This window comes from Thermococcus sp. 4557 (assembly GCF_000221185.1).
Lineage (GTDB): Archaea > Methanobacteriota_B > Thermococci > Thermococcales > Thermococcaceae > Thermococcus.
The window spans coordinates 1570692-1591610 of sequence record NC_015865.1; the positions used below are offsets into that span (position 1 = coordinate 1570692).

General features: G+C 58.2%; 26 protein-coding genes. 13 read left to right on the top strand and 13 right to left on the bottom strand.

Annotated elements, in window-relative coordinates:
* Window positions 1–5 precede the first annotated feature (5 nt).
* From GQS_RS08270 to GQS_RS08290, 5 genes are read right to left on the bottom strand one after another with little or no spacing between them, the layout of a single operon-like run.
* Window positions 6–872 (bottom strand): hypothetical protein, encoded by an 867-nt coding sequence (locus tag GQS_RS08270; RefSeq protein ID WP_014013232.1) that lies wholly within the window; start codon window positions 870–872, stop codon window positions 6–8.
* Window positions 869–2122, bottom strand: coding sequence for a DUF58 domain-containing protein (locus GQS_RS08275; RefSeq protein ID WP_014013233.1), 1254 nt, complete (start codon window positions 2120–2122; stop codon window positions 869–871). The genes GQS_RS08270 and GQS_RS08275 overlap by 4 nt, the downstream gene beginning before the upstream one ends.
* A complete protein-coding gene (locus tag GQS_RS08280) occupies window positions 2119–3093 on the bottom strand; it encodes a MoxR family ATPase (RefSeq protein WP_014013234.1) in 975 nt (324 codons plus the stop codon). Before GQS_RS08280 ends, GQS_RS08275 begins: the two co-directional genes overlap by 4 nt.
* On the bottom strand, window positions 3090–4091 hold the full coding sequence (locus GQS_RS08285; RefSeq protein ID WP_238515742.1) for a hypothetical protein: 1002 nt from the start codon (window positions 4089–4091) through the stop codon (window positions 3090–3092). The genes GQS_RS08280 and GQS_RS08285 overlap by 4 nt, the downstream gene beginning before the upstream one ends.
* A complete protein-coding gene (locus GQS_RS08290; protein WP_014013236.1) occupies window positions 4075–7296 on the bottom strand; it encodes a transglutaminase domain-containing protein in 3222 nt (1073 codons plus the stop codon). The genes GQS_RS08285 and GQS_RS08290 overlap by 17 nt, the downstream gene beginning before the upstream one ends.
* A gap of 114 nt (window positions 7297–7410) precedes the next feature.
* On the opposite strand from GQS_RS08290, the gene GQS_RS08295 reads away from it, so the two are divergent.
* From GQS_RS08295 to glmM, 9 genes are all read left to right on the top strand, one after another.
* Window positions 7411–8196, top strand: coding sequence for a BtpA/SgcQ family protein (locus GQS_RS08295; RefSeq protein WP_014013237.1), 786 nt, complete (start codon window positions 7411–7413; stop codon window positions 8194–8196).
* A 130-nt stretch (window positions 8197–8326) separates the two neighbouring features.
* Window positions 8327–8452, top strand: coding sequence for a hypothetical protein (locus GQS_RS11125; protein WP_014013238.1), 126 nt, complete (start codon window positions 8327–8329; stop codon window positions 8450–8452).
* Between the two features lie 5 nt (window positions 8453–8457).
* On the top strand, window positions 8458–8985 hold the full coding sequence (locus GQS_RS08300) for a hypothetical protein (protein WP_014013239.1): 528 nt from the start codon (window positions 8458–8460) through the stop codon (window positions 8983–8985).
* 13 nt (window positions 8986–8998) lie between these two features.
* Window positions 8999–10696: a CGP-CTERM sorting domain-containing protein gene (locus GQS_RS08305; protein WP_048056557.1), complete on the top strand. Its 1698-nt coding sequence runs from the start codon at window positions 8999–9001 to the stop codon at window positions 10694–10696.
* Window positions 10697–10700: 4 nt separating this feature from the next.
* A complete protein-coding gene (locus GQS_RS11075; protein ID WP_014013241.1) occupies window positions 10701–10841 on the top strand; it encodes a hypothetical protein in 141 nt (46 codons plus the stop codon).
* Window positions 10811–10972, top strand: a complete 162-nt coding sequence (locus tag GQS_RS11080) for a hypothetical protein (protein ID WP_238515744.1) — start codon at window positions 10811–10813, stop codon at window positions 10970–10972. Before GQS_RS11075 ends, GQS_RS11080 begins: the two co-directional genes overlap by 31 nt.
* Before the next feature lie 9 nt (window positions 10973–10981).
* On the top strand, window positions 10982–11692 hold the full coding sequence (locus GQS_RS08315) for a hypothetical protein (protein WP_014013242.1): 711 nt from the start codon (window positions 10982–10984) through the stop codon (window positions 11690–11692).
* 241 nt (window positions 11693–11933) lie between these two features.
* Entirely contained in the window at window positions 11934–12383 is a 450-nt protein-coding gene (locus GQS_RS08320; RefSeq protein WP_014013243.1) for a hypothetical protein, read from the top strand.
* A 59-nt stretch (window positions 12384–12442) separates the two neighbouring features.
* Complete coding sequence (gene glmM / locus GQS_RS08325) at window positions 12443–13792, top strand: phosphoglucosamine mutase (protein WP_014013244.1); 1350 nt, start codon at window positions 12443–12445, stop codon at window positions 13790–13792.
* Here glmM and GQS_RS08330 read toward each other — a convergent pair whose 3' ends face one another.
* Genes GQS_RS08330 through GQS_RS08355 form a run of 6 tightly spaced genes read right to left on the bottom strand, consistent with a single transcriptional unit; the run spans window position 13793 to window position 17010 of the window.
* Window positions 13793–14359, bottom strand: coding sequence for a metal-dependent hydrolase (locus tag GQS_RS08330; RefSeq protein WP_014013245.1), 567 nt, complete (start codon window positions 14357–14359; stop codon window positions 13793–13795). It lies immediately after the preceding gene.
* 6 nt (window positions 14360–14365) lie between these two features.
* Window positions 14366–14953, bottom strand: a complete 588-nt coding sequence (locus GQS_RS08335) for a hypothetical protein (RefSeq protein WP_014013246.1) — start codon at window positions 14951–14953, stop codon at window positions 14366–14368.
* A 2-nt stretch (window positions 14954–14955) separates the two neighbouring features.
* Entirely contained in the window at window positions 14956–15417 is a 462-nt protein-coding gene (locus GQS_RS08340; RefSeq protein ID WP_014013247.1) for a type II toxin-antitoxin system VapC family toxin, read from the bottom strand.
* Window positions 15404–15601, bottom strand: a complete 198-nt coding sequence (locus tag GQS_RS08345) for an antitoxin family protein (RefSeq protein ID WP_014013248.1) — start codon at window positions 15599–15601, stop codon at window positions 15404–15406. Before GQS_RS08345 ends, GQS_RS08340 begins: the two co-directional genes overlap by 14 nt.
* Window positions 15602–15634: 33 nt before the next feature.
* On the bottom strand, window positions 15635–16213 hold the full coding sequence (locus tag GQS_RS08350) for an AAA family ATPase (protein WP_014013249.1): 579 nt from the start codon (window positions 16211–16213) through the stop codon (window positions 15635–15637).
* The gene (locus tag GQS_RS08355; RefSeq protein WP_014013250.1) at window positions 16210–17010 is read right to left on the bottom strand and encodes a hypothetical protein; all 801 of its coding nucleotides are present in this window, start codon (window positions 17008–17010) and stop codon (window positions 16210–16212) included. Before GQS_RS08355 ends, GQS_RS08350 begins: the two co-directional genes overlap by 4 nt.
* A 108-nt stretch (window positions 17011–17118) precedes the next feature.
* On the opposite strand from GQS_RS08355, the gene GQS_RS08360 reads away from it, so the two are divergent.
* Window positions 17119–17715, top strand: coding sequence for a hypothetical protein (locus GQS_RS08360; protein ID WP_369782830.1), 597 nt, complete (start codon window positions 17119–17121; stop codon window positions 17713–17715).
* A 21-nt stretch (window positions 17716–17736) separates the two neighbouring features.
* On the opposite strand, the gene pyrI is transcribed toward GQS_RS08360, so the two are convergent.
* On the bottom strand, window positions 17737–18192 hold the full coding sequence (pyrI, locus tag GQS_RS08365; protein WP_014013252.1) for an aspartate carbamoyltransferase regulatory subunit: 456 nt from the start codon (window positions 18190–18192) through the stop codon (window positions 17737–17739).
* On the bottom strand, window positions 18193–19128 hold the full coding sequence (gene pyrB / locus GQS_RS08370) for an aspartate carbamoyltransferase (RefSeq protein WP_014013253.1): 936 nt from the start codon (window positions 19126–19128) through the stop codon (window positions 18193–18195).
* Between the two features lie 119 nt (window positions 19129–19247).
* Here pyrB and GQS_RS08375 point away from each other — a divergent pair, with 119 nt between their 5' ends.
* From GQS_RS08375 to GQS_RS08385, 3 genes are read left to right on the top strand one after another with little or no spacing between them, the layout of a single operon-like run.
* Window positions 19248–20138, top strand: coding sequence for a thiamine-phosphate synthase family protein (locus GQS_RS08375; protein WP_014013254.1), 891 nt, complete (start codon window positions 19248–19250; stop codon window positions 20136–20138).
* Window positions 20135–20464 (top strand): VanZ family protein, encoded by a 330-nt coding sequence (locus tag GQS_RS08380; RefSeq protein WP_048056558.1) that lies wholly within the window; start codon window positions 20135–20137, stop codon window positions 20462–20464. Before GQS_RS08375 ends, GQS_RS08380 begins: the two co-directional genes overlap by 4 nt.
* The gene (locus GQS_RS08385; RefSeq protein WP_014013255.1) at window positions 20415–20828 is read left to right on the top strand and encodes a secondary thiamine-phosphate synthase enzyme YjbQ; all 414 of its coding nucleotides are present in this window, start codon (window positions 20415–20417) and stop codon (window positions 20826–20828) included. The genes GQS_RS08380 and GQS_RS08385 overlap by 50 nt, the downstream gene beginning before the upstream one ends.
* Window positions 20829–20919: the final 91 nt, after the last annotated feature.

Below are 20919 nucleotides of genomic sequence, written 5' to 3' on the forward strand. Positions count from 1 at the left end.
TACTCTCACCTCCTTATTCTTCGTCCTCGGTGTATATTAACCTTCTCTTTTTCCACCCGGTAGAGCAGGAAGAGGGTCCCCTGGTCGACGCTTTCAATAAGGGGGCTCAGGACTTCTTCCCTTTCTCCCGTTCTGAGGAGGACCCTCCTTGGTCTCTCCCCCGTTTCGGCCTCCAGTCTCACGGTCTCCCACTCGAAGCCCATGGAGCGGCTCACCGGCAGGGTCAGCGTCCTTTTTGAGGTCTGGATAACCACGCTCCCGTTGAACGGGGGGGTTTCCACTGCAACGACCACCCTCCTGTGGTCCCCGCTTTCGATGGAGGAGTATGCGACGACCAGCCCCACCGTGAGGAGAATCAGCGGCAGCAGAGAGCCGGCCGCCGAGATTCCCAGGCGGCCGCCCAGCCAGAAGACCGCCAGGGAGAGAACGAACGCAGCCAGCAGGAAGAGAAGGCCGTAGAGCAGTGTCTTCTTCCCAACTTCCCCCCCGCCCAGCTCATTAAGAACGCCCTCCCACTCCTCGGCGGTCTCCACGTAGTCCGCGGTGATTCCCAGGGCGACGAGGGCGAATATCGGGAGCACCGATGAGAAGTACGGGCTGGCCAGTATTGCCTCCCCCAGGTTCCGGTAGGCTTCGGGAAATGCCACGGGCAGGAACTGCGACGCCCCGATAGCGTACGGGGCCGCGTAGAGGGTCATCGAGAGGGAGACGGCCCTGCTGGCAGAGCCGCTGGATAGAAAGACCCCCAGCAGGATAGCCGCGAGCGCGGCGGGAAGTGCGTAGCCGCTCACCCCGGCGACGCTGGAATACGCCAGCGCGGTCAGGGCCGCCGCGGGAAGAACAACCGCGAATTTTGCGAGGGTGAGGCTCATCTTATCTCCCCCAGAAGCCTGGTTACTATCCTGCCGGTTTCCTCCTCGCCGGGCAGCCAGCGGACGACGTAGGCTCCGGTTTTCTCCAGGTCCTCCATTATCGCCCTCTTCTCCATCTCCATCAGCGTCCCTGTCCCCGGGTCGAGGGTCGGATAGACCGAGATGTCTATCACCATGGGCCTCGTCCTGCCCCGCCCCATGGCCCTCACGGTGAGCAGTCCCCTCCTCGTCTCGGCCCACGTTCCCTCCAGGATGTTGGAGACGTAGACCACAAGGGGGGTGTACTGGATGAGTATCCTCCTCAGCCTCTCCACCGCGTCGTCGAGCCTTTCCTCCCCGGTTTGGACCCTCTCAAAGCTCATCATGGCTCTAACGATTTCGTGGAGCTGTCTGGGCCCTGTGGCAGGTGGAATGAACTTTCCCGCTCCCAGCAGATAGAGCCCCACGTGGTAATCCTTTCTCAGGAAGCGGTGGGCCATGGAGGCCACGAGGTTCATGGCGTGCTCGTAGGGGCTCTCGCTCTCCTTTCCTATCTTCATCGCCTCCCGGGCGTCCACAATGAAGAGCACGGTCTTCTTTCCTTCCCTCTCGAACTCGTTGACGAGCACCTCCCCCATCCTCGCCGTTGCCTTCCAGTTTATGAGCTTCATTGGATCCCCCGTCTGGTAGCTCCTTATCTCCTTGAAATCCGTTGAGATGGGCCCCCTTATGGAGTAGCTCGTCTCCGGAACGCTTATCCTGGCCTTTCTCCGGGTTTCAATCACCGATACCTCTCTCAGCACCCTGGGAACGGCCCTTATCCTCAGCTCCTCCCCGTAGAGCCCCCAGAGATAGCGGGTCCCAAGGGGACTCCTTGTGGTCACCTCGCTCCTGGGCAGGGTGTAAACGCCCCTGAGGACGGGCTTTATCCTGTACGTGTATTCAACCCGCAGTAGCCTGGGCCCCTTGAAGAACACCCCGACGCTGCTGCCCCCCGTCAGCGCCACGCTCCCAGGCAGGGGGTCCCTGACGACCACTATGCCCATGCCGCGTTCGACCGTGACGTGCACCCTGACCTCGACCTCCTCGCCGAGCCGCACCTCCCTCCGGGATATCCTTCTCACCACTGTTATGCCCTTCGGCGGTTCGATCAGCGTTCCCAGGGCCAGGATTGATAGGGGCACCGTGGCCAGGCCTATCATCCCCGGGGAGAGAAAAAGCGTCCCCAGGAGGAGTGCCCACAGGAGGTAGCCCGTCAGGTTCTTCCTCATCTTCCTTCCACCCCTTTGGGAACGGGGGTCTTTTCCAGGGCTTCCATTATGACGTCCTCGCCCCTGATGCCCTCGAAGGAGTACTCCGCCCTGATGACGACCCTGTGGGCCAGGGCATCGATGGCGAAGGCCTTGACGTCGTCCGGGAGAACGTAGTCCCTGCCCTCCAGAAGGGCGTTTGCCTTTGCCACCTTCATCAACGCGATTCCGCCCCTGGGGCTCGGGCCGGCCTCCACCCGGGAATCCGCCCGGGCGTTCCTCACGAGCTCCGAGATGTACCTCACGATGTCCCTGCTGGTGAAAATTCTCTCCTCCACGAGGTCCTGGATTCTTACGAACGTCTCCCTGTCGATCATAGGTTCCATGTCGGCGGTTGGGTCGTCCTTTCTCCAGCTCAAACGCGCTTCGAGGATCGCCATCTCATCTTCCAGGCTCTTGGGATAGCCCACGCGCAGCCTGAGGAGGAACCTGTCGAGCTGGGCCTCGGGGAGGGGGTATGTTCCCTCGAACTCTATCGGGTTCTGTGTTGCGATGACGAAGAACGGCCGCTCCAGGGGGAAGGTCTCACCCTCTATGGTCACCTGCCGCTCCTCCATCGCCTCGAGCAGAGCGGACTGGGTCTTTGGTGGAGCGCGGTTGATTTCGTCCGCCAGAAGGACGTGGGTGAAGATCGGTCCCTTTATGAGCTCGAACGTTCCAAGGTTCTGGCGCCACACCTTCGTTCCCAGTATGTCCGCGGGAAGCAGGTCCGGGGTGAACTGAACGCGGGTGTATTTCAGGCCCAGGACCCTCCCAAAGGCTTTGGCCAGGAGTGTCTTCCCCAGGCCGGGGTAGTCCTCAAAGAGGACGTTCCCGTTGACGAGAGCCGCCGCCAGGGTCTTCCTTATGACTTCCTCGTTGCCGATGTAGACGGTTGAAATTCTCTCCACAATCTCTTCAAGCTTCTTGGAGGCTTCCTCAATCTCGGTCATGGCTTCCACCCCATCAGGTCCCTCAATCCTTCAAAAACTTCCTCCACAATCCTCTTTCTCCTCTCGAGCTCGGCCCTCTCATAGCGCCGCCTTATCCAGAGCGGCATGAGGGGGGAGACCTTTTTTCCCTCGTAGTCCGCCACCTTCGAGATGAGCGCTCCGAACTCCTCCCTGTCCCCGAAGAGCCTCGCACCGTAATAGGTCACGAACGCCACCAGCGGTCCCCTCCTGCCGCGCACGACGAAATCTTCAACTGCTTTTCTAGCCTCCATCATCTCGGGACCCAGCCTCTCCAGCGTTTTTGCCTCGTGCCTCCGCCACTGCTCGAGGAGGTAGCGCTCCGGGTCATGCCCCGCCACGTGGGAGTACACCATCGATCCGGCCAGAAAGACCCCCAGGACGAGCACCAGCCACTCCCCGTAGAAGACCAGCTCCGGATGGCTCTCGCTGAGTTCCCCTCTGACGGAAACGTAAAGGCCCAAAACGCCGCCGAGGGTACCTATTCCAAGCAGGTTCCTCTCGATGACCTCCACCCAGGGGTACCTCTCGACGAGTTCTGAGGCGGCGTAGCCGAGCAGGAACGCGGCCCCGGCGTAGCTGAAGACGCTTCCGTAGGCCATCAGCTGGGGCGTTCTGGACAGACCGTAGAGTGCCAGGAAGACCCCAACCCCCCTAACGACCCTGGCCCGCTCCTCCAGATTCGGCGCGGTTAGTGCGACCCCAGCGCCGAATGAAATCAGGGCCAGCGGGATGCGCCACTCCGGGATCGGGATGAGAAGGGCCGCGGCCGAGAGGCCGAGCGGCACGAGAAGCCCGGCGAGGAGCTCCCTTCCCAGTCCCTTCGCCACCTCACGCGCCGCCATGAACAGCGCTAAAATTACCGCGGGCCCCTTGATGGCGCTGAGGGGCTCCGCCCATGGTGAAAGGGCGTAGATGAGGGCAACCGCCCCGAAGTAAATGCCTATCCTTCCCCAGTTGAGCTTAAACAATGCAGCCACCTCCAACCAGCTCGAGGAGCGAGCGGTAAAATCTGATGAACTCCCCCCGCGACACCTCGACCGTGCTGTACTTGGCCCTCTCGAAGACCTCCGTCAGGGTATCCAGGGGCTCCCAGGGGTACATCATGTCCGTCAGCGCCGCGGCTATCTCCCTGGGGGTCATTCCCTCGACGTTCAGGCCGGCCCCTCTGGCCCACGGCAGGAAGCACCTCTCGTAGTAATCGACCACGGCGTCGTCGTAGCGGGGCACTATCCTCACGGTCGCACGTTCGATGAGCTCCCCGCAGCGTGCCTCTATGGTGTGTTCCCCACCTTTCATGGTCAGGGTAAAGTCCCTGCCCCGTCCTACAAGCTTTCCATCAACGTAAAGCTCCGCCTTTCCCTCGCACTCGATGCTCAGCTCCACCGTTTCCCCCTCCCGGAATACGGGAATACCGTTGTTGAAGATAATCTTCAGAACCTTCTCCGCCCTCTTTTTCTCGGGTTCTCTTCTCACGAGACGGTATCTGACTATCAGTGCGCCGATAACCAGAGCTATGGCGATGTAGGTCCATGGGATTCCCCGTTTTCTGGATATCACTACGTGGAACCTCCCGCTCGCGGGCAGGTAGTAGGATGAGCCGTCAAAATCAACGACCACAGTTGCGTTGGTTTCCTTCTCCGGCACGGGAACCTCGAGCGTGGCTATTCCAGAGCCGTTGGTCATTACCCGCATCGCGAAGCCGTCCACGCTGACGTTGAGGTAAACCCCGCTCACCGGATTGTCGGAGGAATCAACGACCCTGAACCTCAGCGCCGCGGTTTTTTCGCCCTCCACCCTCGGCGTCAGGAGCTCTATTTCCACCGGTGAAAGAACCACCACCGTCGTTCTCCCAAGGGTTCTGGTACCGTGGCGGAATTCCACTGACCTTTCCCCCACCGTCTGGAAGGGTTCGATCGTCAGCTCAAAGCTTCCGTTGGTCACGTCTATCGGATAGGTCTTCCCCGGAAACACGTAGGCCTGCAGGGCCGCATCCTCAATTCCAGCGACCTTTCCGCCGATTCTGATGGGCTCCCCGATTTCTCCGGTTATCCTCTCCGGAACCTTCAGCTCAACCGTCGCCACCGTGACGTTCATGGCGGACGGGGAGTAATCTGGACTTCCTGGATACCTCACGGTCAGCACGTGACTCTCAATCGTGGGGAGCTGGAGAACCAGGGAGAACCTGCCGTCCGTGAGGGTGGGGGTCTCCCCGAGGGGCCTTCCATCGAGGTAGTATTCGATGCTGGCATTGGCTATTGGCCCCCCCGCCCCGCTGAGGAGGCTGCCGATGACCGTGACGTTGCCGGGCCTGGCCAGTATCAGCCCTGGCATCGAGAATCTGGCCAGTCCCCTGACTTCGACCGTGAACGTGGCCCCGGAGGGGAGGTAAGGATATCCGAGGGGAGTGAGGTAGTATACGAAGACCTGCTTCGTCCCTGGGGAGAGGTACGCCGGGATTTTAACGGGGAGCGCGAAGGTTCCGTTGGATGCGTTTGCGTAGCCTATCAGGACGTCCCTTTCCCCGTCGTTTATGAACGCAGCCACACTTCCCCGGCGCGGCCGTTCGCCCGTGGCGCTGCCCTCCACGGTTCCGTTTATAACGAAAGAATCCCCCGCGGTCACCGCTCCGGGTACCTCAGCTTTGATTTCGGTTCGCTCCACTACGAAAACCGGGAGGTGGATTTTGTATTCGTCCGCTCCCCGCGTGACGGTGAGGTTCTCGATGTGCCAGCCGTTGGGGTAGTCGTCGGGTGGGATTAGCCTGACGTACATCCGGGTCTCGTTCCGCAGGGTTTCGATGGAGAACCAGGAATCCACCAGCGGGGATTCCGTTTTGAGGCCCACCTCCCCGGTGCCGGGCACGGTGAGCTCAACGGTAAGCGCATCGTTCTTGCGCAGGTACGCCGTGACCGGGTCGGGAAGGGCGCTCACGTTTCCCGGGACAGTCACAGGGACGATCCTGGTCAGCGAGTTTCCTTCCCTATCCGTTGCCCTGACCATGACCGGATAGTAGCCTGGCTCCTCAAAGGGGCCCACCGTCAGGTTGTATATCCCCGGCTCCCCGATGAGCGCTATCCTCCCGATGGCTGGAACGTCCACGGCAACGCTCGCGTTTGCCCCGCTCGCGACCCGCTCGAACTTTATCGTAACCGTTCCTGATGAACCGGGCTCCAGGGGCATCAGAACCCCGGGTGCCTCCAGTTCGAAGGGCAGGTACACGTTCTGATCCGTGGGGTGCAGGGGGTCGAAGACCAGCCAGCCCGCATCCTTGAAGTAAACCTCCGCCCAGAAGTGCCTGTTCTTTTCGGTCACGACCTGGGTCTGGGGGACTGCATCGATGTAAACCCCCTCGACGAGCCTCGCGGGAAGGCCGTTCAGCCTGGCCAGAACCACGAAGGCGGAGGCGAAGTCGTAGGAACTCCCTGCCTTTGATTCAAACAGAAACCACGTCAGCCTGTCAGCCCCCTCGGGGGGAGTCACGTTTTCCACGTGCCTGTAGTTGCTGGCCAGGTACCTGACTATACTGAGCGCTTTCCAGTAGTCAGAGCGTGCTCCCATCGTTATGCTCTCCGCCAGGGTCACCAGCCTGGTGTCGTTGGGGGCCGAGAGATACACCGTCTGATTTCCCGCGGTGAGGTTGACCAGGTAGGGCATATCAAAGGTGTAACCCACCGCGGAGAATGAGTAGGCTGTCACGTTCAGGGAGGTTCTGAAGAGGTTGTACTCGGGAATAGCCTCTGCCCCGGCACCGTCAACGCGGGTCGTGTAGAGGGGGGTGAAGAGGTTCCCGCTGAGGGGAAGAAACGAGACAACGGTTACCCTGTCCCTCTCGGTGTGGTGGGGGACTTTTATCTCCGGGGGGGCGATGACGTTGCCCGGAATCACTGTGGCGTTTCCCGTCGTCCACCTCCCGTCGGTGTAGTCGGTGTACACGTTGAGTCGGAGGTAGTGGGTGTGGGCCGCGCCCGTTACGAGGAGAACGAAGTGATGCGAAGCCGGAGCCTCGACCGGCGGCCCGGTTTCGTTGGTCTCGTTCCCGGGCGGAAGCTTTGGGGAGAGTATCTCCTCGATGCTCTTGGTTCCGGGCGGGGCTTCGATGAGGGCTGGTCCAAGCACGACGGAGACAAGGAGGAGGGAGAGCAGTGTTAGCGTGAGAAAGGCGATGTATTTCCGCCTCACCATGATGTTCCTTACTTCAACCGCGGGTTATATAAGGCTTTGCATTAATGTATTATGTTGGACATCCCTGCCCAAAACCCTTAACTATCGGCGGGTCGTCCTTGGATTGGTGGTGTTATGGAGTTCGAAAGGAAGCCCCTCATAGGCATGGTTCACCTGAAACCCCTCCCCGGTTCCTACCTCTACGGCAGGAACCTTGACGAGGTTATCCAGGCTGCCCTACGGGACGCGAGGACGCTGGAAAAAGCGGGTTTTGATGCTATAATGGTCGAGAACTTCGGCGACGTTCCCTTCCCGAAGTACGTGGACAAGACGACCGTCGCGGCCTTCACGGCGGTCGCCAAGGCAATCCGCGACGAGGTTGACCTTCCCCTCGGGATAAACGTCCTCCGCAACGATGGAATTGCCGCCTATTCCATTGCCTACGCGGTGAAGGCGGACTTCATAAGGGTGAACGTGCTGAGCGGTGTGGCTTACACAGACCAGGGCATCATAGAGGGCATCGCCCACGAGCTTGCTAGGCTCAGAAAGCTCCTCCCGAGCAAAATAAAGGTCTTCGCGGATGTACACGTCAAGCACGCGGTTCACTTCTTCGACTTCGAGGACGCGATAAGGGACACCGTCGAGCGCGGCCTTGCCGATGCAATCGTCGTCAGTGGGAGAGCAACAGGAAAGCCCGTCGATGTGGAAAAGCTAGCCCTCGCAAAGAGAATCTCCCCTGTGCCGGTGGTGGTGGGTTCGGGCACCTCCTACGACAACCTCCCGGAGCTCTGGGAGTATGCCGATGCCTTCATAGTGGGCACGTGGATCAAGCGGGAAGGAAGGGTCGAGAACGAAGTTTCTCCGGAGCGGGCAAGGAAACTGGCCGATTTGGCGAAGGATCTTCGGTCTGAGAATCACTAGTTTGACTTTACTTTCACTCGAATTTTCTTTTCCGAAAGTCTTATTATCCAGGAATGCGTAATTTGTTACAAAGCCAGACCCTGTCCCGCTTTTCTTTTCCGCGAGATGGGTTTTGCCCGGAAGTGAGCGCATGCCCTCCGAACCCCTCACGGGCTTCAACGTTCTCGGCCCGCTCCTCGGGCTTCTCCTTCTCATTGGGACAGCCCTGCTTCTCTTCCTGCTCGTGAAGTGGCTTTGGGGACTTGTTCGGAGGTGAACGTGGTGCTTAAGGTAATGGCCATGGTCTTGGGCGTTATGCATCTACTGGCCTTTCCAGTTTCCGCTCCCCAGTTTCCGGATCGACTGCCATCTGTGACCAAAGAGAAGGCGGAATCATTCGGCCTGATATGCTTCTGGAGCGGTGAGGTGGAGGAAACCCACTCCTGCCAGTACAAGTTCAATGCGGGATCGAACTGCGCCGACCTCGGGGAAGTTTACGAGAAGAGATACTTCGACGGTACCGGATTCATTTCGATCAAGCACACCTACGCGGCCCTGGTGGATGACCACTACTACGCTTACGGCGAGGTCGGGTACCTCAAGGAAACGAACGTCTGTGACCTCGAGGGACTCGCCCCGGTTCTGCTCGACATGTGTCTGGAGGGTATACCCAACAGCACAGTGAGGGTTTCGGTGAACTCCTTGACCACCGCCCCGGAAAACTCGAATGTTTTCTCTGAAGACTCTGGGGAGCTCTCGCCCGAGGAGTTCGCGAAGGGGATAAGAGTTGTTGAAATAAGAAAATCGTGAGGAGATGTGAAAAATGAAAAAATTCCCCATCTTTGTTGCCTTTCTCCTTGTTGTGGGCCTCTTTTTGCCCCTTGCTAGCTCTTCCAGCGCCTGGGAGGTCATCTACAACGTTCAGCGGGATAAGATGGAGCTCGACGGTGTTTACAACCCCGTATCCTTCATTCCAGGAACCTCCGGGGATTACTACCTTCTCGGAAGCCACGGGGCGGGGCTGGCCGTTCTGGTGCACCTCTCGCCGATGGGTGAAGTGCTCTGGATGAAGAACTTCAGCCTCAGCCAGAAACTCCCCCTAAACCTTCCCTCCGGGCAGTTCCAAGTCATACAGGACATCGGCGTGGGGAGGGACGGTATCTACGTCGTTTTGATGACGAACGGCGTCCTCAACGTTTCGGCCCCGAGTGACTGGGTGCGGGGAGACCCGCTGTTCACGCTGGTCAAGTTCGACTTCTCGGGGAACCCGGTCTGGGCCAGGGCCTTCAAGAACTCCAACGGTGGCTATGGGGGCATCAGGCTTCAACCTACTGACGACGGGGCCATCGTGCTGGCTCCGGTTTACGCGCACATGCACCACAAGGATCCGGACGACCCCTACGATACTGACCACATAGCCCCCCGCCTCGACGTTGGGGCGATAAAGTTCGACTCCTCCGGGAACCTCGAGTGGGTCCACATCTACGGAAGGGAAGGCATCCACGAATACGTTTGGGCCGTGGGTTCCGACGGAAGTGAAGTCGTGATAGCCTTCTCCTCCGACGGAGGCCCGGACCTCGGGTTCATAGGCATAGACCCCGAGACGGGAAACCTGAGATGGGTCAGGGAGTACAAGCAGGCCATCGATGGCGGCGAGCTCTGGAAGATGGGCGGATTCAACAGCCTCTCCGGTGGAAGGCCCATGCTCTACAGTGTTCCCGACGGGTGGATCTATACCAACGGCCTCCCAGGGAAGTATGACGGGGGGGCCTCGGTCTGGATGAAGCTCGATAAAAAGGGGAACATCCTCTGGAGTGGCTTCTGGAACACTACTCTCTACAAGGGACAATCTCCTGCGAGCTTTGCCCTCGCAGACGATGGTAACTACGTTCTCTTCGACCCGCTCGTCAAGATGTCCCCCTCCGGTGAGATCCTCAGGGTCTACTACGACGTTCAGCCCCACGGCCACTACATAGCCCGCGCTGGGGACGGCTTCGCCATCTTCCTCGTCCCGGACAGGCTCCTGAAACTCGGCCCGAACATGGAGTTCGCCGGCTGCGATGTCCACCATGTTGAGGAGGGAGGAGAGCTGACCCCTTGGGTTCCCAACTTCGTGGAGCTGGGGAAGGATGATGTAAAGTTCGTGAAGGCGCCCTTCTACTCGGAGGGTGAGTTTGGGGAGGCTTTCGAGTTCGACGACCTCCCGACCGGGGAATGGTACAGGATCGGAAAGCCCAGTGTCTGGGTTTACGACCATCCAAGCGAGTACTTCCACGTTAAGGACGTCTGCAACCAGACTGGCTCGTCCGAGGCTACCGGGACCTCGACAGGCCCCGCCACGTCCTCCAACTCACCAACTGCCACGTCTGAAAGCCCCGGCTTTACGAGCTCAGGATCATCCGGCGGCTCCAGCGGCGGGGAAACGGGCACGGACGATGGGTTTTCGGTTGACGTGACCTGCGGGCCCGGGATAATTGCCCTGCTCGTGCTGCTGGTAGTTGCAATAACCAGAAGGAGGTGATGATGTGGGGCTACTCAAGAAGCTCATCGTAGGCCTCGTCCTGCTCGTGCTCATCGGTGCCATAGCGGTCTACGGCATCCAGTACTACTACTCAACGCCTACGACCGGGTTCTTGTGGGGGGAGACGAGAGCGGCAACGTCCTGACCGAGTCCGAGACGGACAGTTTAATCTACGGCTCCAGCGTGCCGTTCCAGGTGAGGGTGGACTACAAGGCCCCCGTCGGGGTTGATTCGTACGAGGTTAAAATCGAGATTTACAGACTCGTGGAAAAGTGAGGTGGAAAAATGAAAAAACTCGTCTTTGCCCTGTTTGCGGTGGCCCTCTTGGCCATCGCGGCCGGCTGTGAAAACCCGGACACGAACGTGAAAACGGAGAAGACCCTCACGATAAACGAGGTAACGGTGCACTACTCCGGCGACGTATCCCTCTCGCAGGCCAAAGCGGTCCTGAGCTTCGTGGGGGACAACTTTCAGATAAACGGGGAAACGGACGTTTACGTCTCTAAGAGCGGGGATTCCTACACGGTCAAGGTGACGACCCCCTACGCCAGTGCAAGCGACATCGACGGGAGAACGGCTTTCTACGTGAAGGTAATGGCGTCGAAAATGTCGCAGGACGTTTTTAACGGGGCAAAACTTACGCTGAAACTCCTGAACGGCGATGAAAAGGAGGTCTTCTCGGCGGAGAGCAAGTACGCCTACATCGAGTCGAACGGCATAACCGTCTGGTACTCCGGCGTTAGTGTAGATGATGCCCAGAAGGTTCTCGACTATGCGGTTTCCTTCGCCGGAAGCGGTCCGTGGGACATCTTCATCGACGGGAGCAATCCCTACAGGATAAGCGCCATGAGCTCCTTCGAGAGCGCCGACGAGATTGGAGACGCCGAAAACGCCTACAGGGGGATGGCGTCGGAACTGTCTCAAGAACTTGGTGGAAACGTGGTCATCTACGTGCTGAACCCCGAGGGGGAAGAGATAGCGTCCTTCAACAGCTGAAACCTGGGAGATCGAGAAGCTCTCTTAGGGCTCCTCTCCTTCTATTTTCATTTCCATACTGCTGAATTCCAGGATTATTGCGCTCCATCCTTTCCTCTTCCGTCTCCTGCCACGGTAGCCGAAGTAGACGCCTCCCTTGTAGTTATATACGCCCGTTGGGCGGTGGGTATATAAGTGATGGCGCCTTAGGTGATTTAGGAGGACGGTTCTTTCGCCCTTTCTGAGTCTGGAGATGGTTCCTATGGAGAATGTACTTTACATCGTGCCCAACGTGTCTTACAAGAAGGGTTTTCTGAGCTCGGCGGCGGTCAACCTCGTGATAACGAATGAGAGAGTCATAGCGGCCCACATCACGAAGGAAACGATAGCAAAGGGAAAGGAGGAGGCCAGCGGCATCACCGGCTACCTGGCTGGCGTCGCCTCCGGCTACAGCGAGAGGTACTACGAGATGGAGCCGAGCGAGATACTGGAGGAGTCGGAGGAGAACTTCGTCATCCCGATGGCTGACATCAGGGAGGTCAAGCTCAAAACCGGGGACTACGATGGCGGAAAGATGGACGAGCTGGAGATAAAGGGGCGCAAAAACATCAAGTTCAAGGCCAACCCCGGGTCAATGAGCGTGAAGAAGATCAAGGAGGCCTTCAAAGCGGCCGGCATCAAGGTGAAGGGTGGCGGCTTCTTCAACATCTGAGCGGAAAAATTATATTTCCCGCGTCCGAACACCTCCCATAATTCTCACGGGTGGTGCTCATGGGAAAGTACTTTGGAACCAGCGGCATCAGGGAGGTCGTCAACGATAAGCTGACGCCGGAGCTGGCTTTAAAGGTCGGAAGGGCCCTGGGGACCTGCCTCGGCGGCGGAACCGTCGTAGTCGGTATGGACACGAGGACGAGCGGCGAGATGCTCAAGAGCGCTTTCGTCAGCGGTTTACTATCAACCGGCGTTGACGTTGTCGACATAGGTCTGGCCCCGACTCCCCTGACCGGCTTCGCCATCAAGCTCTACGGTGCCGACGCGGGCGTTACGATTACAGCGAGCCACAATCCGCCTGAGTACAACGGTATAAAGGTCTGGCAGGCCAACGGAATGGCCTACACCCCCGACATGGAGAACAGGCTTGAGGCTATTCTGGAGTCCGGGAACTTCAAGAAGGCTCCCTGGAACGAGATTGGAAGCCTCAGAAAGGCCGACCCGCGGGAGGATTACATAAGGAAAGCCCTCGAGATGGTTCACCTGGACGGTTCCTACACCGTCGTCGTTGATTCCGGCAACGGGGCCGGCTCGATTCTGAGCCCCTACCTCCAGAGGGAGATGGGCAACCGCGTGATAAGCCTCAACTCCCACCCCAGCGGTTTCTTTGTCAGGGAGCTTGAGCCGAACGCGAAGAGTCTGTCCGCGCTGGCAAAGACTGTGAAGGTCATGAAGGCCGACGTCGGCATAGCCCACGATGGCGACGCCGACAGGATTGGGGTCGTGGACGACCAGGGGAACTTCGTCGAGTACGAGGTCATGCTCTCACTCATAGCCGGCTACATGCTCAGGAAGTTCGGGAAGGGGAAGATAGTCACGACGGTAGATGCCGGTTTCGCCCTGGACGACTACGTCAAACCCCTCGGCGGTGAGGTGATAAGGACGCGCGTTGGGGACGTTGCAGTCGCAGACGAGCTGGCCAAGCACGGCGGCGTCTTCGGAGGTGAGCCGAGCGGGACGTGGATAATGCCCGAGTGGAACCTCACCCCCGACGGCATCTTTGCCGGGGCGCTCGTCCTTGAAATGATTGACAAACTCGGCCCGCTGAGCGAGCTGGTAAAGGAAGTTCCGCGCTACGTAACCTTGAGGGCGAAGATACCCTGCCCCAACGAGAAGAAGGGGAAGGCGATGGAAATAATAGCTAAGGAAGCCCTGAAGGCTTTCGACTACAAGCGGCTGATAGACATCGACGGTGTTAGAATAGAGAACGACGACTGGTGGATTCTCTTCCGCCCGAGCGGGACGGAGCCGATAATGCGCATAACCCTGGAGGCCCACACCGAGGAGAGGGCTAAGGAGCTCATGGAGAAGGCGGAGAGGCTGGTGAGGGGGGCGATAGCCAGGGCCTGATCACTTCAGCCTCTTCAGCTTCTTCCCTATTATCGCGAAGGTCGCCATCAGGGCTATCAGCATGACCCATCCGAGGTTCTTGCTCGTTTCCTCCGGCATGACGATGTAGGCGAACAGCATCACCGTGGTGAAGGTCACCAGTATCAGAACCAGTCCCTCTCCCCTCGTTCCGGTTTTTATCTTCCCCCTCGGGTGGAAGTTTGAGAAATGGCTCCATTTGATGCCCGAAACCGTCAGCGTGTCCGCGAAGAGGTGCGAGATGTAGCCTATGAAGAAAGCTATCGCGGGCCAGTAGCTGTTGGTTATCCAGTACGCCAGCCCGCCGACGAGGGCGGTTATCAGTATTCCGGCCTCTATCGTGTGGGTAGCGCCCCTGTGCTCGACGAAGCGGGGCATGACCGTTCCGCCGGGCAGTTTGGTCGAGATATACGACTTGGGGTGGTCTATGTCGGGCATCAGGGCGCCGAGGGCGGCCATACCGATGTCCAGAAAGCTCATCGGGGCTCCAAAGAGAACCGCTATCAGGCAGAAGAGAACCCCGAAAACCACGTGCGTGTACCACATCATGTTGCATCATCTGGCTCCTGATTCAGCAAGAACCGATTTAACCCTTTCCCTGCTCCCCTCTATGTCCCCCTTGTCGAACTCGATGTACGTTCCCTCCGGAAACCTTGCCATGAGTATCTCGAAGAGTATCCCTGGCATCGCCACGAGCTTAAAGCCCTTTTCTTTTACAAGCTCCTTTGAGTGCTTGAGCCGCTCCTCCTTGCTCAGGTAGAAGAACTCCTGCATAGCAGAGTAGGGATAGCTCTCCGGGTCGCTTGAGCTCGTGTGGAAGACCCCGCAGGTCGGGGAGCCCTTAACGCCGACGAAGACGACCCTCTCGGGCCTTTCCTCGGTCAGAACCCTTCCTATGAAGTCGGCTATTACCTTCGCCCTCTCGCGCATGCCGAGCCTCTCAAAAACCTCCCTGCTCGCCGGTGCCCTCGGCCAGCCAATCAGCTCGTATTCGGGGCACGGATAAGCCAGAACCTGCCAGTCCTCGTCGAGCTCTCCAATCAGCTCGCGGAGCCTCTTGGCCGTTTCGTACTCCTTCTCCTTCGGCCCGCGGTAGACGTAGAACGGACTCAACAGGCAGGGGGCGACGATGAGGAGCTTCATGGTCATCCCTCAAAGGTTTTCAGGAATGGAACCCTCTCGAAGTCAGAATCAAACGTCAGGATCAGCTCGATTCCATGCTCCTTGCACGTTGCGGCGATGAGAGAATCGTTTGGTAAGAGTTCGTAGTCCTTTCCAATTTGAGACGCGAGTTTTATCGTGTTTTCGCTTAGGGGGATGATTTTCAAAAACCCTGCCTCGCTGAGTTCCTCCAGGGCTGTCTTGACCCTTTCATACACGAAAGTGTAGTCTTTCAAATGCTTTTTGAGGTCGTAGGCCCCTTTAAGGCCGTCCTGAATGGCGAGTGTAAACATGACCTTGTAAACTGTCTCTGAGAACACTACCGGGTTCGTGACCAGGGTATGTCCCTCATCTATGGCCTTCTTGACGAGTTCCTTCGCCCTCTGATCCCCGAGGTGCAGACCAACGAAAACCGATGAATCCACAAAGACCTCAGAGCGACTCATAATACGCCTCCTTTAGGCGCTTGTAGTCAATTTTTTCAACCTTCCTGATGACCATGGAGTCGAGGAGTTCGTCTATGCCTCTCTCGATAATCTTTATCTTCACCCTCTCATGCTCGCGCAGGTGGGGCCTTTTCAGGGGCTTTAGGATGCCGTTCTCGTACACGGCCTCTATAATCTCCTCCATGCTTCCACCCAATATTCCTTGGTGTAACTCCCTTTAAACATTCCCCGTGATCTCCTCAATTATCCTCTCGACTTTCCCCCTCAGCTCCTCGAGCGTTCCCTCGTTGGTTATCACGTAGTCGGCCAGGCCCTTCAGCTCGCTCGTGCGGTATAAGCGCTCCTCGGCGTCGTCCATGGCCTTGAAGTCGGCAAAGCTCCTTATGCCCTTGTCCTTGCTCGCCTTCCTCCTCATGAGGCGCTCGAACCTTACCTCCGGGCTCGCCTCGACGTAGATGACCTTCCCGCCGAGCCTCTTCACGGCGTTGATTTCGCCCTCCGAGCGGACGCCATCGATGACGACCTTCTTGCAGTGCCTCTTCTTGTCGACTGCGAGCCTTATGAGTATGTCCTCGCCGTAGGTCTCCTTGAGGTACTTCCCGAACTCTATCAGCCTGTCCCGCGTCGGCTCGGCCTTCTCAGGCAGCTCTGGAATCCACGAGTAGTCCGAGACGTTGTGGGTGAGCAGGTCTATCAGCGGGTCGCTGCAGGAAACCCTGCAGAATCCCCTCTCCTCGAAGAACTTTGCAACCGTCGTCTTTCCGGCGGCTATCTTTCCAACGACACCGACTATCATCTTCTCCACATCCTCCAGATTAGATTCGCCCCGTCGGTCGATTCCATAAGCCCCTCGTAGGTTAAGTCTGTAATGAACCGAATTAAGGCTTTTTTGTCGTACACCACGGGCCTCTCAAAGCCGAAGAGGTACTTCAGCTCGAAGAAGCCTATGTGCAGCAGTCGGAAGGGGTTGAGGAGGGCGGTTTCCCTCTCGAATCTCAGACCGAAGGGAAAGTCCGCCAGAACGAGCTTCGCCCCACGATCCTCCGCGAGGGCGACCAATTTTTCCGCGTCCGGGAAGAACAGTTCCTCCGGCTCTCCGTCTATCGGCTCGTACTTCAGCCTCGGAAAGGCGTACCTGATTCCAACGGCATCGTGGGGCAGGTTCAGCCCCTCGGCAAAGCCGAGCAGAGCTTTCGCGTTGAAGCTCATGAAGACGAGCGTTTTGACGTCCCCTCTGACGTCCGGCCACTTTCTTGGGGGAAACCTCTTCTCCGCCTCGATTATCGGGAGGAGGAACTCAAGCTCCGTCCTCTTGACGAGTTTTTCGGCCTCCTCGAGCTTCCTCCGCTTTATCTCCAGATCGAGGTTGGAGTAAACCGTGACCTGCCTCACGCCGAGCCTTTCGCGGAGCTTCCCGATTACGAAGCTGTTGCCGATGACGACGCTCTTGTCGGTTCTGTCGTGGGCGATTATGAAGAGCTTGTCACCCTCGGGGTCGTAGCGAACCTCGTCTATCCTGAACGGGCTCTCCGGAAAACCGTTCTCGCGCCTTATCTCCCCCACCAGCTCCGATATCTCCCCAACCGTGAACATGGCTCTTCCCTCTTACCTCAAGGGGCGGGCTTTTAAGGTTCTCGGCGGGAAATTTGTTCCAAAATACGAACAAAAATTTATAAAATGTGGAACAAACTCCCTCCGGTGATGAGGGTGAGGATGAGTTCGAGGGAGATAGCTCTAATCGGCATGATGCTGGGACTCTCGCTGCTCTTTGACGTGATGCCTATAGAGATGCCCACCGTGTGGGGGATGAAGATAGACCTCGTGGCGGTTCCGATAGTGATGGTCTACCTCCTCACTGGGTTCACCGGGGGATTAACCGCGGTTCTGCTGCTCTTTGCTGGCCTCAGCGTGGTATCCTCGGCCAGCTGGCTCGGGGCCATGATGAAGTCCCTCGCCACCCTCTCGGTCATTGTGGGCTTTGAAGCGGCCAGGAGACTCACGCGCTTTGACCTTGGCGATGGGACAAGGCAGAGGCTCCTTCTGTTTGCGGTGGTTGCCTACCTCGCTGGAATCGCGATAAGGATACCCCTCATGCTGGCCCTCAACTACTACGTTGCCCTTGAGATATGGCTCGGCCTTCCAAGGGAGCAGGTGATCCAGGCTGTCGAGAGCTGGACAGGGGTTCCTTTCTGGGTCGCCATTGGGCTCCCGAACGCCATTCAGAGCGCCATCGACGTGTTCATCGGCCTGCTAGCCACGGTCCCGGTGCTCAGAAGGGTTCCCCACCTGCTGGAATAAGGATGAAAATTGGAAAGAGGGCTAGAGGTTGCCCAGTATCTCCTCTTCTTCCATCGTCCTCTCGCAGTAGTGGCAGCGCACCTTGAGGGGCTCCCTTGAGACGACGTAGAATTTGGAGACTGTGTACTCGTGGTTGCTGACGCAGTTCGGATTGGCACAGCGGAGGATTCCGGTTATCTCATCGGGAATCTCGACCTTGAACTTCTCGGCCACCCTGTAGTCCCTCACTATGTTGACGGTAGCGGTTGGGGCGATGAGGGCTATCTTGTTGACCTCCTCCTCGCTCAGGAACTTGCCCTCTATCTTGACGATGTCCTTCCTTCCGAGCTTCCCGCTGTGGACGTTCGAGGCGAGAAGGAGAACGCCGCCGTTCGGCCTGTTGAGGCGGAGTATCTCGATGACCTTCAGCCCCTTTCCGGCCGGGATGTGGTCTATGACGGTTCCCTCTCTAATGGCGGTAACCTTGAGCTCGGCCATTCAAACTCCCTCCAGAACGCCAAGTGTGAGCCCTAAGAGGGCCATTCTCACGGGAACTCCGGAGAAGACCTGCCTGAAGTAGAGTGCGCGCTCCGTCCTATCGACCTCCGGGTGTATCTCGTCGACCCTCGGGAGCGGGTGCATTATCCTGAGGCTTTCCTTCGCCTTCTTCAGAACCGCGCAGTTCACCTGGTAGCTGCCCTTGACCTTGAGGTACTCCTGCTCGTCCGGGAAGCGCTCGCGCTGGATTCTGGTGACGTAGAGAACGTCCAGCTCCGGGATCGTTCCCTCCAGGTCAGTCGTCTCGTGGATTCTAACCCCCTTCTCGCGGAGCTCCTCTATGATGTGCTTTGGCATCCGCAGGAGCTCCGGCGAAATCAGGTAGAGTTCGACGTTGTAGAAGGCCAGAGCCTCCGCCAGGCTGTGAACGGTTCTCCCGTACTTGAGGTCGCCGAGCAGGCCTATGGTAAGGCCGTCTATCCTCCCGAAGGCGCGCTTTATCGTGTAGAGGTCGAGGAGCGTCTGTGTTGGGTGCTGGTTGCTGCCGTCGCCGGCGTTGATGACCGGTATCTCCGCCACCTCCGCGGCGAGCCTAGCGGCCCCCTCCATCGAATGGCGTATCACTATAACGTCGCTGTACTGCTCGACCGTCTTTATAGTGTCTGCCAGACTCTCGCCCTTCTTGACGCTAGTACTGGCGGCGGAGGAGAAGCCGATGACCGAGCCGCCGAGGCGGTGCATGGCGCTCTCAAAGCTCAAGCGGGTTCTCGTTGATGGCTCGAAGAAGAGCGTCGCGAGTATCTTTCCCTTTGCATAGTCGAGTGCACCCTTCTCGTTGAGCTCCGTTTCGAGTCTTTCGGCAACGTTCAAAACAAACTCAATATCCTCCTTCGAGAAGTCCCTAACGCTTATCACGTCTCGTCCTTTCCAGTCCATAAAAGCCCTTCCGATGTAAAAATCGATGGGTTTTTAAACGTTTTTTGACATAAAATTGTCGACGGTAACCCTTTAAAGCCGGGTTCAAAATTTCCATAACCTGGTTTTAGGGTGGTAGCATGAGGACGCCCAGCGTGTACGTAGCCGAGGAGCTGATACCTTTTCTGAGGGCCAAGATAGCGGAGAGGCTTTACCGCGAGGGCATGAGGCAGTCCCAGATAGCCGAGTACCTCGGCATAACGCAGGCGATGGTCAGCAAATATCTGGCCGGGAAGTATAAGGTGCCCCCCGCGGAGGTGGCCGAGAGGCTCGAAGACATGGCCAACGACGTGTCTTCCTTCATACTCTTTGGAGGGAGCAGGGAGGATGCCGTGCTTCTTGTGGCGAGACGTGTGTTCGAGCTCTTTCAAAACGGTTTCCTGTGCAGGTTCTACGCTGAATACGCAGGGGTGAGCGAGGAGGCGTGCCGTTCGCTGTTCTCCGTGGGCCCCAGCCGGGGCGAGATTCTTGAGGTTCTGAACATGGCCCTCAACGAACTTCTCAGGGATGAAAAGTTCCCCGCCCTCATCCCGGAGGTCAGGAGCAACTTCGCCTACTCCCTTCCGTCCCCGCGGAGCGTCGAAGACGTTGCAGCGATTCCGGGAAGGATAACCGCCGCCAAGGGCAAAGCCTTCGCCCTCCCGCCCGAGTTCGGGGCGAGCGGTTTTACCGCGGGCATACTCGTTAAGCTGGCCGAGGTCAGGCCCGAGATACGGAGCGTTCTCAACATCAGGTACGGGCCGGACATAGAATCCGCCCTGACTGCGGCGGGGTTCAAGGTTGGGAGGGTTAAAACCGGTGGGCTGAGCGAAGAGGAGGCCGTGAGGGCTATAGCCGACGTCTTCAGGCGCGACTCTTACGACGCGGTCGTTGACGTGGGCGGCCTTGGGGTCGAACCGCTGGTCTATATATTCGGCGAGACGCCCTTCGACGTCGTTGAGAAGCTCAAGAGGCTGGTGGGGAACCTTTGAGGCGAAGGCTTCTCCTCCTCTACGTGCTCCTCCTTCTGTTTCTGAACCTGACCCCGAGGGTTCCGTCGTCGCCCGTGGCCAACGGGGATAAACTGGCCCATTTGGTGGAATTTGCCGCTCTGGGCTTTCTTGGATGGTGCTTGTGGCCCTACCTGCTGCCCCTGCCGTTCCTCCTGGAGTTTCTCCAGCTCTTCGTCCCCGGGAGAACGTTCTCCTTCGCCGACATGGCCGCAAACCTAATAGGCTTCACCCTCGGACTCATCGCGGGGTGGTGGTATGAAGGTCGTAACGAAGGAGCTCCGCTTCTCAACAAAAGGCGAGATTGACCTCATCGACATAACCCGTGAGGTCGAGAGAATCGTTGATGAGTCTGGAATCGAGAACGGATATGTTCTGGTCTTCGTTCCCGGAGCGACGGGTGCGATAGTCACGATAGAGCACGAGTCCGGCCTTCTGGAGGACTTCAAGCGAGCGCTGAAGGAGCTTGTTCCCAAAGGCAAAGGTTACCTCCACGACAGGATAGACGACAACGCCCACAGCCACCTACGGGCAACTCTCCTCGGGGCGAGCGAATGCTTCCCCGTCGTTGACGGCAGGCTCGTGCGCGGAACCTGGCAGCAGATTTTCTTCGTCGAGCTCGACGTGAGGCCGAGGCACAGGCGCGTTATAGTGCAGGTTATGGGGGAGTGAGAACTCCCTGTTCTCACACCTTTATAAAAGCTGAGAAGTGCGAGTTCTCAGAGTTTATAAACTCCTCGTAGGGAGTCATTAAAGGAGAAAT

Coding starts and splice junctions, on each gene's coding strand:
- GQS_RS08270 (WP_014013232.1), bottom strand. CDS start 872: ATGAGCCTCACCCTCGCAAAATTCGCGGTTGTTCTTCCCGCGGCGGCC.
- GQS_RS08275 (WP_014013233.1), bottom strand. CDS start 2,122: ATGAGGAAGAACCTGACGGGCTACCTCCTGTGGGCACTCCTCCTGGGG.
- GQS_RS08280 (WP_014013234.1), bottom strand. CDS start 3,093: ATGACCGAGATTGAGGAAGCCTCCAAGAAGCTTGAAGAGATTGTGGAG.
- GQS_RS08290 (WP_014013236.1), bottom strand. CDS start 7,296: ATGGTGAGGCGGAAATACATCGCCTTTCTCACGCTAACACTGCTCTCC.
- GQS_RS08295 (WP_014013237.1), top strand. CDS start 7,411: ATGGAGTTCGAAAGGAAGCCCCTCATAGGCATGGTTCACCTGAAACCC.
- GQS_RS11125 (WP_014013238.1), top strand. CDS start 8,327: ATGCCCTCCGAACCCCTCACGGGCTTCAACGTTCTCGGCCCGCTCCTC.
- GQS_RS08305 (WP_048056557.1), top strand. CDS start 8,999: ATGAAAAAATTCCCCATCTTTGTTGCCTTTCTCCTTGTTGTGGGCCTC.
- GQS_RS08315 (WP_014013242.1), top strand. CDS start 10,982: ATGAAAAAACTCGTCTTTGCCCTGTTTGCGGTGGCCCTCTTGGCCATC.
- GQS_RS08320 (WP_014013243.1), top strand. CDS start 11,934: ATGGAGAATGTACTTTACATCGTGCCCAACGTGTCTTACAAGAAGGGT.
- glmM (WP_014013244.1), top strand. CDS start 12,443: ATGGGAAAGTACTTTGGAACCAGCGGCATCAGGGAGGTCGTCAACGAT.
- GQS_RS08330 (WP_014013245.1), bottom strand. CDS start 14,359: ATGATGTGGTACACGCACGTGGTTTTCGGGGTTCTCTTCTGCCTGATA.
- GQS_RS08335 (WP_014013246.1), bottom strand. CDS start 14,953: ATGAAGCTCCTCATCGTCGCCCCCTGCCTGTTGAGTCCGTTCTACGTC.
- GQS_RS08340 (WP_014013247.1), bottom strand. CDS start 15,417: ATGAGTCGCTCTGAGGTCTTTGTGGATTCATCGGTTTTCGTTGGTCTG.
- GQS_RS08345 (WP_014013248.1), bottom strand. CDS start 15,601: ATGGAGGAGATTATAGAGGCCGTGTACGAGAACGGCATCCTAAAGCCC.
- GQS_RS08350 (WP_014013249.1), bottom strand. CDS start 16,213: ATGATAGTCGGTGTCGTTGGAAAGATAGCCGCCGGAAAGACGACGGTT.
- GQS_RS08355 (WP_014013250.1), bottom strand. CDS start 17,010: ATGTTCACGGTTGGGGAGATATCGGAGCTGGTGGGGGAGATAAGGCGC.
- GQS_RS08360 (WP_369782830.1), top strand. CDS start 17,119: ATGAGGGTGAGGATGAGTTCGAGGGAGATAGCTCTAATCGGCATGATG.
- pyrI (WP_014013252.1), bottom strand. CDS start 18,192: ATGGCCGAGCTCAAGGTTACCGCCATTAGAGAGGGAACCGTCATAGAC.
- pyrB (WP_014013253.1), bottom strand. CDS start 19,128: ATGGACTGGAAAGGACGAGACGTGATAAGCGTTAGGGACTTCTCGAAG.
- GQS_RS08375 (WP_014013254.1), top strand. CDS start 19,248: ATGAGGACGCCCAGCGTGTACGTAGCCGAGGAGCTGATACCTTTTCTG.
- GQS_RS08385 (WP_014013255.1), top strand. CDS start 20,415: ATGAAGGTCGTAACGAAGGAGCTCCGCTTCTCAACAAAAGGCGAGATT.